The 11,607-nt window shown below is 66.4% G+C and carries 14 protein-coding genes; 10 read left to right on the top strand and 4 right to left on the bottom strand.

The genetic code is table 11. The features are described from left to right. Positions 1-81 precede the first annotated feature (81 nt). The 6 genes from lsr2 (at position 82) to Y900_RS10410 (ending at position 5,483) form a co-directional block, all read left to right on the top strand. Positions 82-423, top strand: a complete 342-nt coding sequence (lsr2, locus tag Y900_RS10435; protein WP_036341782.1) for a histone-like nucleoid-structuring protein Lsr2 — start codon at positions 82-84, stop codon at positions 421-423. A 250-nt stretch (positions 424-673) separates the two neighbouring features. Continuing rightward, positions 674-3,202 (top strand): ATP-dependent protease ATP-binding subunit ClpC, encoded by a 2,529-nt coding sequence (gene clpC1 / locus Y900_RS10430; protein ID WP_036341781.1) that lies wholly within the window; start codon positions 674-676, stop codon positions 3,200-3,202. Between the two features lie 107 nt (positions 3,203-3,309). Then, a complete protein-coding gene (locus Y900_RS10425) occupies positions 3,310-3,678 on the top strand; it encodes a YbjQ family protein (RefSeq protein WP_036341780.1) in 369 nt (122 codons plus the stop codon). A 145-nt stretch (positions 3,679-3,823) separates the two neighbouring features. After that, positions 3,824-4,036, top strand: coding sequence for a CbtB domain-containing protein (locus tag Y900_RS10420; protein WP_036341779.1), 213 nt, complete (start codon positions 3,824-3,826; stop codon positions 4,034-4,036). 24 nt (positions 4,037-4,060) lie between these two features. Continuing rightward, a complete protein-coding gene (locus Y900_RS10415; protein WP_036341778.1) occupies positions 4,061-4,864 on the top strand; it encodes a CbtA family protein in 804 nt (267 codons plus the stop codon). 61 nt (positions 4,865-4,925) lie between these two features. Continuing rightward, a complete protein-coding gene (locus Y900_RS10410; protein ID WP_036341777.1) occupies positions 4,926-5,483 on the top strand; it encodes a histidine phosphatase family protein in 558 nt (185 codons plus the stop codon). On the opposite strand, the gene Y900_RS10405 is transcribed toward Y900_RS10410, so the two are convergent. Then, positions 5,463-6,827 carry a serine hydrolase gene (locus Y900_RS10405; RefSeq protein ID WP_420329751.1) on the bottom strand — a complete coding sequence of 455 codons (1,365 nt, stop codon included), beginning with the start codon at positions 6,825-6,827 and terminating at the stop codon, positions 5,463-5,465. The genes Y900_RS10410 and Y900_RS10405 overlap by 21 nt on opposite strands. Beyond that, complete coding sequence (mhuD, locus tag Y900_RS10400; RefSeq protein ID WP_036341775.1) at positions 6,802-7,119, bottom strand: mycobilin-forming heme oxygenase MhuD; 318 nt, start codon at positions 7,117-7,119, stop codon at positions 6,802-6,804. The genes Y900_RS10405 and mhuD overlap by 26 nt, the downstream gene beginning before the upstream one ends. A 55-nt stretch (positions 7,120-7,174) precedes the next feature. On the opposite strand from mhuD, the gene Y900_RS10395 reads away from it, so the two are divergent. Beyond that, positions 7,175-7,948, top strand: a complete 774-nt coding sequence (locus Y900_RS10395; RefSeq protein WP_036341774.1) for an alpha/beta fold hydrolase — start codon at positions 7,175-7,177, stop codon at positions 7,946-7,948. On the opposite strand, the gene Y900_RS10390 is transcribed toward Y900_RS10395, so the two are convergent. Then, positions 7,922-8,119, bottom strand: coding sequence for a hypothetical protein (locus Y900_RS10390; RefSeq protein WP_051659996.1), 198 nt, complete (start codon positions 8,117-8,119; stop codon positions 7,922-7,924). The genes Y900_RS10395 and Y900_RS10390 overlap by 27 nt on opposite strands. Before the next feature lie 71 nt (positions 8,120-8,190). Here Y900_RS10390 and Y900_RS10385 point away from each other — a divergent pair, with 71 nt between their 5' ends. After that, the gene (locus tag Y900_RS10385) at positions 8,191-9,150 is read left to right on the top strand and encodes a GlxA family transcriptional regulator (protein ID WP_036341772.1); all 960 of its coding nucleotides are present in this window, start codon (positions 8,191-8,193) and stop codon (positions 9,148-9,150) included. Here Y900_RS10385 and Y900_RS10380 read toward each other — a convergent pair. Further along, positions 9,147-10,061 carry an iron-sulfur binding domain-containing protein gene (locus tag Y900_RS10380; RefSeq protein WP_036341771.1) on the bottom strand — a complete coding sequence of 305 codons (915 nt, stop codon included), beginning with the start codon at positions 10,059-10,061 and terminating at the stop codon, positions 9,147-9,149. The genes Y900_RS10385 and Y900_RS10380 overlap by 4 nt on opposite strands. Between Y900_RS10380 and Y900_RS10375 the strand changes: the two genes are divergently transcribed. Both Y900_RS10375 and Y900_RS10370 read left to right on the top strand, forming a co-directional pair. Continuing rightward, positions 10,060-10,677, top strand: a complete 618-nt coding sequence (locus Y900_RS10375) for a carbonic anhydrase (RefSeq protein WP_036341770.1) — start codon at positions 10,060-10,062, stop codon at positions 10,675-10,677. The two genes, Y900_RS10380 and Y900_RS10375, sit on opposite strands and share 2 nt — an antisense overlap. 89 nt (positions 10,678-10,766) lie before the next feature. Beyond that, positions 10,767-11,552 carry a hypothetical protein gene (locus Y900_RS10370; RefSeq protein ID WP_036346381.1) on the top strand — a complete coding sequence of 262 codons (786 nt, stop codon included), beginning with the start codon at positions 10,767-10,769 and terminating at the stop codon, positions 11,550-11,552. Positions 11,553-11,607 lie beyond the last annotated feature (55 nt).

The raw sequence follows: 11,607 nt of genomic DNA, 5'->3' as shown, positions 1-11,607 counted from the left end.
GCCGCTGTGGCACATTGGTTCGCATGGGGAAGACGCTCGACTATGGGTTGTTGAGCGCAGGCAGAAGGATTCAGTGAGGCAATGGCCAAAAAAGTGACCGTGACTCTCGTCGACGATTTCGACGGTGCGGGCGCAGCCGATGAAACGGTCGAATTCGCGCTCGATGGCGTGAGCTATGAGATCGACCTTTCGTCAAAGAATGCTCAGAAACTGCGTAACGATCTCAAGCAGTGGGTCGAGGCCAGTCGCCGGGTGGGCGGCCGTCGCCGCGGGCGTTCGGGACCGGCCGGCCGTGGCCGCGCGAGCATCGATCGGGAGCAGAGCGCCGCGATCCGGGAATGGGCGCGCCGCAATGGCCACAAGGTGTCGACGCGGGGACGCATCCCGGCCGACATCATCGACGCCTTCCACGCTGCAACCTAGGCCCCCAGCTAACCTGCTCGTCTCTCGCCGCGACGGAGGAGTCGCGCCGTTTCGCTCGCGGCGAAGCGGACGCCGGTGATTGCCGGAAACGATTCGCAGCTCCGCCGCGTTGGTGTGCTAGGTCCGCACCGCTAGGGACGCGGTAAGGGTGACAAGGGAGGACGCCTTCCCGGGCCGCCCATTAGAGTGGACGACAGGTACGTGGTGACTACCGCTGTACCTAATCGTGATGGAGAGCAGGTAACCGAGGATGTTCGAGAGATTCACCGACCGTGCCCGCAGGGTCGTCGTCCTGGCTCAAGAAGAGGCCCGGATGCTCAACCACAACTACATCGGCACCGAGCACATCCTGCTGGGACTTATTCATGAGGGTGAAGGCGTCGCCGCCAAGTCACTGGAGTCGCTGGGCATCTCACTCGAAGGTGTCCGCAGCCAGGTCGAGGAGATCATCGGTCAGGGCCAGCAGGCCCCGTCCGGGCACATCCCCTTCACCCCACGCGCCAAGAAGGTTCTCGAGCTGAGCCTGCGCGAGGCGCTGCAGCTCGGCCACAACTACATCGGCACCGAGCACATTTTGCTCGGCCTGATCCGCGAGGGCGAGGGCGTCGCCGCCCAGGTGCTCGTGAAGCTCGGCGCCGAACTGACCCGGGTGCGCCAGCAGGTCATCCAGCTGTTGAGCGGCTACCAGGGCAAGGAGACTGCGGAAGCCGGCACCGGCGGCCGTGGCGGCGAGTCCGGCAACCCGTCGACGTCGCTGGTCCTCGACCAGTTCGGCCGCAACCTCACCGCGGCCGCCATGGAGGGCAAGCTCGACCCGGTCATCGGCCGCGAGAAGGAAATCGAGCGGGTGATGCAGGTGCTGAGCCGGCGCACCAAGAACAACCCGGTGCTGATCGGCGAGCCCGGTGTCGGTAAGACCGCCGTCGTGGAGGGCCTGGCCCAGGCCATCGTGCACGGCGAGGTTCCCGAGACGCTCAAGGACAAGCAGCTCTACACCCTCGATCTCGGGTCGCTGGTGGCCGGCAGCCGTTACCGCGGTGATTTCGAGGAGCGCCTCAAGAAGGTGCTCAAGGAGATCAACACCCGCGGCGACATCATCCTGTTCATCGACGAGCTGCACACGCTGGTCGGTGCGGGCGCTGCCGAAGGCGCCATCGACGCGGCGTCGATCCTCAAGCCGAAGCTGGCTCGAGGCGAGCTGCAGACGATCGGTGCCACGACGCTCGACGAGTACCGCAAGTACATCGAGAAGGACGCTGCCCTGGAGCGCCGGTTCCAGCCGGTCCAGGTTGGTGAGCCGACGGTGGCGCACACCATCGAGATCCTGAAGGGTCTGCGCGACCGGTACGAGGCCCACCACCGGGTGTCGATCACCGACGCGGCGATGGTCGCGGCGGCGACGCTTGCCGACCGCTACATCAACGACCGGTTCCTGCCGGACAAGGCCATTGACCTGATCGACGAGGCCGGTGCGCGCATGCGCATCCGCCGGATGACCGCGCCGCCAGACCTGCGTGAGTTCGACGAGAAGATCGCCGACGCACGCCGGGAGAAGGAGTCCGCGATCGACGCGCAGGACTTCGAGAAGGCCGCGAACCTGCGGGACCGGGAGAAGCAGCTTGTCGCGCAGCGCGCGGAGCGTGAAAAGCAGTGGCGCTCAGGCGATCTCGATGTTGTCGCTGAGGTCGACGATGAACAGATCGCCGAGGTTCTGGGCAACTGGACCGGCATCCCGGTGTTCAAGCTGACCGAGGAGGAGACCACTCGGCTGCTGCGCATGGAGGACGAGCTGCACAAGCGGATCATCGGCCAGGAGGATGCCGTCCGCGCGGTCAGCAAGGCCATCCGTCGTACCCGCGCCGGCCTGAAGGATCCCAAGCGCCCGTCCGGCTCGTTCATCTTCGCCGGCCCGTCCGGTGTGGGTAAGACCGAGCTCTCCAAGGCCCTGGCGGAGTTCCTGTTCGGCGACGACGACGCACTCATCCAGATCGACATGGGCGAGTTCCACGACCGCTTCACCGCGTCGCGGTTGTTCGGTGCCCCGCCCGGATACGTCGGCTACGAGGAGGGCGGCCAGCTCACGGAGAAGGTGCGGCGCAAGCCGTTCTCGGTGGTGCTGTTCGACGAGATCGAGAAGGCCCATCAGGAGATCTACAACACTCTGTTGCAGGTTCTCGAGGACGGCCGTCTCACCGACGGTCAGGGCCGCACGGTCGACTTCAAGAACACCGTGTTGATCTTCACCTCGAACCTGGGCACCTCCGACATCAGCAAGGCGGTCGGTCTCGGCTTCACCTCCGGTGGCGGCGAGAACAACTACGAGCGAATGAAGCAGAAGGTCAACGACGAGCTGAAGAAGCATTTCCGCCCGGAGTTCCTCAACCGCATCGACGACATCATCGTCTTCCACCAGCTGACTCAGGACGAGATCATCCAGATGGTCGACCTGATGGTGGGCCGGGTGTCCAAGCAGCTCAAGACCAAAGACATGGAGATGGAGCTGACCGACAAGGCCAAGTCCCTGTTGGCCAAGCGCGGCTTCGACCCGGTCCTGGGTGCTCGGCCGCTGCGCCGGACCATCCAGCGCGAGATCGAGGACGCCCTCTCGGAGAAGATCCTCTTCGAAGAGGTCGGCCCCGGTCAGCTGGTCACGGTTGACGTGGAGAACTGGGATGGCGAAGGCGCCGGCGAGGACGCCAAGTTCACCTTCGCCGGTGGACCCAAGCGTCCCGAGATCGCCGAGGCGGATTTGGCCAACGCAGGCACCGCCAGCGAGTAAGCACGAACGAAAAAGACCCCCGACAATGTCGGGGGTCTTTTTCGTATCGGCGATGAATTGTTTTTGTCCGCATCGATTTGCCCGCGCGCGACCGCTACCCTCTGCTCATGCTTGTGGTCACCACCAACGACATTCCCGGCTGGGAGATCCAACGGGTGTGCGGTGAGGTCTTCGGTCTCACCGTGCGATCGCGCAATGCCTTCTCCCAGATGGGTGCGGGCTTCAAGAGCATGTTCGGCGGCGAGTTGCAGGGCATGACGAAGAACCTCGCCGAGAGCCGCAACGAGGCGATGAATCGCTTGATGACCGAGGCCCGCACCCGCGGCGGCAACGCGATCATCGGAATGCGGTTCGACACCACCGAACTCGGCGATGTCTGGACCGAAATCTGCGCGTATGGCACCGCGGTGCAGGCGGTCCCGGTCACCGATGCCGCCAAGTACACCGCGCAGCAGTTGGGTTACGGCGCCGGCTGAACCCGCGGCGGTATAGCATCCTCGGTGTAAGAGACGAGTCGAGGAATCTGGTGAAATTCCAGAACGGTCGCGCCACTGTTGACAGTCAGACCCGAGGCCCGTCATGGTTCGCATTGGGACGCGTAGCTCCCTGGAAGGACACCGAATGACTACTCCGCAGACAACGGGCCGCTCGCGCGCCGTCGATCTCTCCGCCGCCAAAGCTGTCGTCTGGCTCTCGCTGACCGCCTTCTTCGCCCTGGTGGTGCTGTACTTCGTCGGTGTTGACCAGGGTGCCACCTCGGTGTTCGGCGACAACATGTACATCCACGAATTCGTGCATGACGCACGCCATCTGCTCGGCTTCCCCTGCCACTGAGCCGGCGGGAATCACTGTAAAGCAATGGAAAAATCAATAATTTGGCGCGGCATTCTGGCCGGCGCCCTCGCAGGCGTGTTCGGATTCGTCTGGTCCAAGATCTTCATCGAGCCGATCGTCGGGCGGGCCATCGATTTCGAGGACGGCACCTCCGCGGCGCATGAAGCCATGGAAATGGCAACCGGCCACGGGCACGGCCACAGCCATGAAGGCGGTGAGCTGTTCACCCGCATGGTGCAGTCCAACATCGGTATGGGCCTGGGCGTGCTTCTGTTCAGCGTCGCGCTCGGCGCCTTGTTCGCCGTCGTGTTCTGCGTGGCCTACAGCCGCATCGACACCGTGTCGGCCCGCAAGCTCGCGGTGCTGACCGCCGGGGCGATGCTCATCGCGCTGTGGGTGGTGCCGGCACTGAAGTATCCGCCCAACCCGCCGGCCACCAGCCTCGACGAAACCATCAAGCAGCGCGCGCTGCTCTACATCCTGATGGTGGCGTTGTCGGCGCTGTTCATGGTCGCCGCGGTCTACCTCGCCTTCCAGCTCACCCCGAAGCTGGGTGCCTGGAACGCCACGCTGGCCGCGGGCGGCGCATACATCGTCGCGGTCGCCATCCTGATGCTCGTGATGCCGACCATCAACGAGATACCCGGCCCGATGGTGAATGACGCCGGGACGATTGTGTTCCCGGGCTTCCCTGCGACGGATCTCTACGAGTTCCGGCTGTACGCTCTGGGCACCCAGGTGATCGTCTGGACGACGATCGGTCTGGTCGGTGCGGCGATGCTGCACCGACTGCTCGACAGCAAGCAGCAGGAACCCATCGCTGCGTGAGCGACGCTTGCGGAGCGAACCATAGGCGGACACGCAGCTACCTCGCCTGCGAGGGAGCTGCGTGAGCGAGGTCGTCCGGCTGACCTTGGTGTCACACGCCATGACCGATGCCATGGCAGCCGGGCGATTTCCGCTCGACGAAGAGCTCAACCCGATGGGGCGACGACAGCTGACCGGGGTCGACGTGGGTGCCGGCGATGAGGTGTTCTCGGGGCCGGAACTACGGGCACGACAGAGCGCCGAAGCGTTAGGTCTGACGCCTGCGGTCGATCCGCGGCTGGCCGACCTGGGGTGCGGTTCCTGGGGCGGACTGAGTCTCGACGAGGTGCAGCCCGGTGAACTGGCGCAGTGGCTGACCGACCCGGAAAGCCGGCCGCACAACGGCGAATCGGTGGTCGAGCTGATCGCGCGGGTGCGCGGTTGGCTGGTCGATGTGGCCCGCACCCCGGGTCGCGTTGTCGCCTTCACCCACCCGGCAGTTGTTCGCGCGGCGATCCTGCGCACCCTCGATGCGCCGCCACAGTCGTTCTGGCGCATCGACATCGCACCGGCCAGCAGTACCGCGTTGCATTACCGAGGTTCGGAGTGGACCCTGCGCTCACCGGTAGCGGGGCAGTAGCCCGAACACCTGCTTGATGATCATCATCGCCCACCCGCCCGCGTTCGCGCTGTGGAAGCGGGGCCAGTTGAACTGGAAGCTGACCACCCAGGCCTGGCCGGTTCGGTCCACCGCATACCAGCTGAATGTCATCTCCCCGGGCAGGTTTCCAGCCTTGGCGGCGATGTAGGGCCACTCGGCGGGGTCGAGGTCGATGCCCGCGGCTTCGGACATCACGTCCTTGACCGGAGCCGCGCGGCCGACGGCGTTGTGCTGCAAGGCGGCGTGCACGCGGCAGATGTCCTCGGCGCTGCCGTACCACTCCACGCCGTAGGTCGAGGCCGGCGTGTGGGAGCGCATCGGATCGGGGTCGTATGGGCGGGAGTCTGCATCGTGCAACAGGTTTCCCCGCTTCGCAGGCACGGTTGTCTTCCACTGCTCACGCACATCGGGGTTGCCCCAGCCGATCGCGAACAGTTCCCTCATCGTCGGGAACGGCGTCATGCTCGCCGGGTCGTGGTGTCCCGCGGCGATCAGGGCCTCTTCGATGGCGTGGGTTCCCACCCGTCCGATCAGCATGTCGGTGGCCATGTTGTCGCTCGTGGAGATCATCTTGCCCGCGGCCTCGCGGACGGTGATCTGGGATCCGGGCGGAAGCTTGTCGAAGCCCGATGAACCAAGTTTCTTCAGCTCGGCGGTGATCGTCAGCTTGTCGTCCCAGTTCACAGTGCCTGCGGCGACGGCAGTTTCAACCGCGTACAACACGTATGTCTTGAAAATCGAAGCCAGCGGCAGGGATTCAGAGGTGTTGGTGCCCGCCACCTTCTCGCAGCGGCCGTCGTCGACTTTGGAGACCTGCCACGAATAGCGGGCGCCGGTGCGGCTCAGCGCAGTGTCGACGTCCTGCCACGATTCGATCTTCGGTTTTTCGGTGGTGACGACGAACCGGCTGACGAAGGTGTCGTCGCCGATGCGCAGGTCGATGTCTTGGCGGGCGCCGTAGGACGTCAGCATGTGCAGGGTGGCGACGTTGGCGCCGACCTCGACGCCGGCCAGCGTGTAGGGCCGGTCCCACCACAGCGAGTCCATGGTGTGGGCGACCGGGTCCACCAGGTCCGGGGCGGCCAGCGTCTTGACGCTCTCGTCTCCGATCGGCCAGTCCGAGTTCAGCATGTCCATCACCTGCTTGGCTCGCACGCCCTGCGGGGTGTTGAGGTCGATGCGGACGCCCGCGCCGGCGTTGGCAGGCGGCGCGGGGGCGGATGTGCAGCTGGTTGCCAGGGCGGCGGACGCGATCACGGTGGCCGCCGCCACCGCACGTCGGCACACCCGGCGTGCGCTACGCCTTCGAGCCGGTCCCGGCAACGTCCAACACAACCTCGAACTCGAGCAGATGGGCACCCTTGGCCACCGGGTTGGCGCGCTCACCGGCGTGCGCGTGGATCGCCGGTCCGCTGGCCCAGGCCTGGAACGCCTCCTCGGACTCCCATGTGGTCACCACGAAGTAGCGGTCCTCACCCTTGACGGGCCGCAGCAGCTGGAACCCGAGGAAGCCCGGCTGGTTGTCTACGGCGTGGGCGCGGTTGGCGAACCGCTTCTCCAGCTCTGGACCGGCGCCAGGCGGAATCTCGATTGCGTTGATCTTCACCACGGACATGGCGCAAGGTTACCGCGCCCGCCCGGGCCGGTGACCGACCGCGCAAGATGGACCGGTGAGCACTGAGCTGCTGACCTATCGGGGTGGCACTGGGCGGCCCGTGGTGTTGGTTCACGGCTTGATGGGCCGCGGCACCACGTGGTCGCGGCAGGTCCCGTGGCTGGCCCGGTTCGGGTCGGTTCACACCTACGACGCACCGTGGCATCGAGGCCGTGCGGTCGAGGACTCCGAATCGGTCAGCACCGAACGGTTCGTGGCCGACCTCGGCGACGCCGTTGCGCGCCTCGAGTGCCCGGCGGTACTCGTCGGGCACTCGATGGGCGGCCTGCATTCCTGGTGCCTGGCTGCGCAGCGTCCCGACCTGGTGCGCGGGTTGGTGGTCGAGGACATGGCACCGGACTTCGTCGGCCGCACGACCGGCCCGTGGGAGCCGTGGGTGCATGCCCTGCCGGTCGAATACTCCACGGCGCAGCAGGTTTTCGACGAATTCGGGCCGATCGCGGGGCGCTACTTCCTCGAGGCCTTTGACCGGACGGCGACCGGTTGGCGGCTGCACGGCCAGCCTGCTCGCTGGATCGAGATCGCGGCGGAGTGGGGGACTCGCGATTACTGGCGGCAGTGGCAGGCGGTCCGGGCGCCGGTGTTGCTGATCGAGGCGGGTGACTCGGTGGCGCCCCCCGGGCAGATGCGCCGGATGGCCGATCTCGCCGGGCCGTCGGCGCGCTACGTCCATGTCGCCGGGGCAGGCCACCTCGTCCACGACGACGCGCCGGATCAGTACCGCGACGCCGTCGAGTCGTTCCTAGCGGCGCTCCCCGAGGACACCTGACGACGGCCAGGCCGGATGGTGTTCGAACCGGGTCCGCACGGCGTCGAGATCGTGGGTGATCCGGCGCAGGTCGGCATCGTCGGCGAACAGGGGACCGACCATCGGTGCCCACACCCGGAAGTGATCGGTGTGCAGATGCAGTTTCTTGAGGATGGCGGCCAACGCGTTCATGGCAGTAATGCTTCGGGGAAAAATATCCCGCCAACAGTGGCAGTACTGACCCGGTGAGATAAAATTCTGCCATGCCTTTGAAGAGTGTATCGGCGCTGGTGCTGGACAACGTCGCCGTGTTCGAGTTCGGCGTGGTCTGCGAAGTCTTCGGAATCGACCGGGCGGCAGACGGTGTGCCCAACTTCGATTTCAAGGTGTGCGGGCCGCAGGCGGGCGCGCCGCTGCGCACGAGTGTCGGCGCCACCCTGGTGCCCGACCACGGCCTCGACGCCCTGATCGGCGCCGACGTGGTGGCGGTATCGGCGGTCACCGGTCCGGTCGAGGCGTACCCGCCGGAAGCACTTGAAGCCCTGCGAGCCGCGCATGCGGCCGGGTCGACGATCCTGACCGTGTGTTCGGGCGCTTTCGTGGCGGGCGAAGCGGGCCTGCTCGACGGGCGCCGATGTACCACCCACTGGATGCACGCCGACGACCTCGCGCAGCGCTATCCGACGGCGATCATCGACCGCAATGTGCTGTTCGTCGACGACGGCGATCTGGTGACCAGTGCCGGGACCGCCGCGGGCATCGACGCGTGCCTGCACCTGGTGCGCCGCGAACTCGGCAGCGCGGTCACCAACATCATCGCCAGGCGAATGGTGGTGCCCCCGCAGCGCGACGGCGGCCAGCGTCAGTACATCGAGCAACCCATCCCCACGCGATGCTCGGAAGGCTTTGCGCCGCAATTGGATTGGATTCTGTCCAACCTCGACAAGCCGCACACGGTCACAAGCATGGCTCGCCGAGCCAACATGTCGGCGCGCACGTTCGCGCGGCGCTTCGTCGAGGAGGCCGGCACCACGCCCATGCAGTGGGTCACCGATCAGCGGGTGCTCTACGCTCGCCGCATGCTCGAGGAGACCGATCTGGACGTCGACCGGATCGCCGAGCGGGCGGGATTCGGCAATGCCACGCTGTTACGCCACCACTTCCGCCGGATCGTCGGCGTCACCCCGTCGGACTACCGCCGCCGGTTCGCCCGCTCCGCCTAGTTGGCCTCGCCGCACAACGCGAACCGGCCGTCGGCGGTCTGTTCAACCAGGCCGTCCACCAGAAGCGAATCCAGCGCGCGGTCGCGCTGTGCGGTATCAGTCAGCCAGACGACGTCAAGTTGCTCACGCGGTACCGGAGAAGTGCTGGTGCGCAACACATCCAGCAACTTGCCGCGTACCTGCCGGTCGGTTCCGGCAAACCGCTGGGCGGGCCGTGGTGCGATCGCCGGCGGCGGGTGCCCGGCGGCCCGCCAGGCGCACACCCTCAGCGGGCACACCCCGCACTTGGGCGAGCGCGCCGTGCACACCGTCGCACCGAGTTCCATCAGCGCCGCCGAGAACACCGGAGCCGTCTCGTCATCCGGCATCAGTGCCAGGACATCGGCCATATCTCTTGTGGCGGAGGGATTTCCAGCATCGGCGCGACCGTGAATCGCGCGAGCCACGACCCGTCGGACATTGGTGTCCACCACCGGCACGCTCTGCTGGTAGGCGAAGCAGGCCACCGCACGGGCGGTGTACGAGCCCACACCGGGCAGGGTCAACAACACCTCGACATCGTGGGGCACTTGGTCATCGTGTTCGGTGGCGATCATGGTCGCGCACTCGTGCAGGCGCTTCGCTCGCCGCGGATAACCGAGCTTGCCCCAGGCTCGGAGGACGTCCGCGGCACTGGCTTCAGCCGTCGCCGACGGGGTCGGCCAGCGGGCCACCCAGTCCAGCCAGATGGGCGCCACCCGCGCGACCGGAGTCTGCTGCAGCATGAATTCGCTGACCAGGATCTGCCAGGCCGTCACATCGGGAGCACGCCACGGCAGGTCTCGCCGCGCATGCCCGTACCACACGACGAGCTCGTCACAAATGGAACTCATATCGTTTCGAGGTGAGAGACAGGGCACAATGATGGCCATGCCGAACACCAGCCCGATAACCGCATGGAAGGCACTCAAAGAGGGTAACGAGCGATTCGTTGCCGGCCGGCCAGAGCATCCCAGCCAGAGCATCGAGGACCGTGCGCGGTTGGCCGGGGGGCAAACCCCGACCGCAGTCATCTTCGGGTGTGCTGACAGCCGGGTCGCCGCCGAGATCATCTTCGACCAGGGCCTGGGCGATATGTTCGTGGTGCGCACGGCCGGTCATGTCATCGACTCCGCGGTGCTGGGGTCCATCGAATACGCGGTCGGCGTGCTCAACGTGCCGCTGATCGCCGTCCTCGGGCACGACAGCTGTGGCGCGGTCCAGGCGACGTTGTCCGCCCTCGACGACGGAGCGGTGCCGGGCGGGTACATTCGCGATCTCGTGGAGCGGGTGACACCGTCGATCCTGGTGGGTCGCCGCGAGGGCTTGACGCGCGTCGACGAGTTCGAAGCCCGCCATGTCATCGAGACCGGCACGCAGCTGATGGCCCGGTCCGCCCTCATCGCGGAGCGGGTCGCCGCCGGCACGCTGGCCATCGTGGGCCTGACCTATCACCTCGCCGACGGCAAAGTCGTGCTGCGCGAACACCTCGGCGATATCGGCGAATAAACACTTTTCCAGCTAGCTAACAAGGCGACACGCCGAGCGGGGTCGGACAACTCGCGGTGACCTGCCCTTACCGTGGAAACGTGCTGGATCTGGATCTGGAACCGCGTGGACCCCTACCCTCGCAAATCTATTGGCGACGCCGTGCTCTTGCAATCGGCATCGTCGCGGTGGTTACCGCAATCGTCGTCGGGGTGGCCTTCCTCGTCTTCAGCGGTGGCTCGGATTCGAAGAGCGCCGTGAAGACCACGCCCGTGGCTCAACCGCAGAACCCCCAGCCGGACAACAAGACTCCCGTCGTCGCGCCGCCGCCCCCGGCCGAGACCCCGTCGGGACCCGTCGCGGTCGCGCCGACGCCCACCGAGGCCGTCATGCCACCCCCGGTCCTCAAAGAGGGCGATGATTGCCCGGATTCCAACCTGGCGGTCAAGGGCATCACCAACCAGCCGCAGTACGCGATCGGCGACCAGCCGAAGTTCACCATGGTCGTCACCAACATCGGCTTGGTGGCCTGCAAGCGTGACGTCGGCGCAGCCGTGCTCGCCGCCTACGTGTACTCGATGGACGGCAAGCGGCTCTGGTCGAACCTGGACTGCGCGCCGTCGAACGAAACGCTGGTCAAGACGTTCAACCCGGGTGAGCAGGTGACCACCGAGGTGACCTGGACCGCTATGGGCTCCGCACCGCAGTGCCCGCTGCCGCGCCAGCCGATCGGACCCGGCACCTACAACCTCGTGGTCCAGCTGGGCAACCTGCGTTCGGCGACGGTGCCGTTCATCCTGGCCGACGCTCCGCCGCCGGGTGCCGCACCCGCCGCCGGGCAGCCGCTGCCCGCCGGTGCCCCGGGTGAGGCCCCGCCGCCGGCGCCCGCGGGGTAAGCAATCAGATAGCGCTGAGGGCGAAGAATCCACCGATTCTTCGCCCTCAGCGCTA

The sequence above is a fragment of the Mycolicibacterium aromaticivorans JS19b1 = JCM 16368 genome (genome assembly GCF_000559085.1).
Taxonomy (GTDB): domain Bacteria; phylum Actinomycetota; class Actinomycetes; order Mycobacteriales; family Mycobacteriaceae; genus Mycobacterium; species Mycobacterium aromaticivorans.
This window is presented reverse-complemented; position numbering and strand designations above follow the sequence as displayed.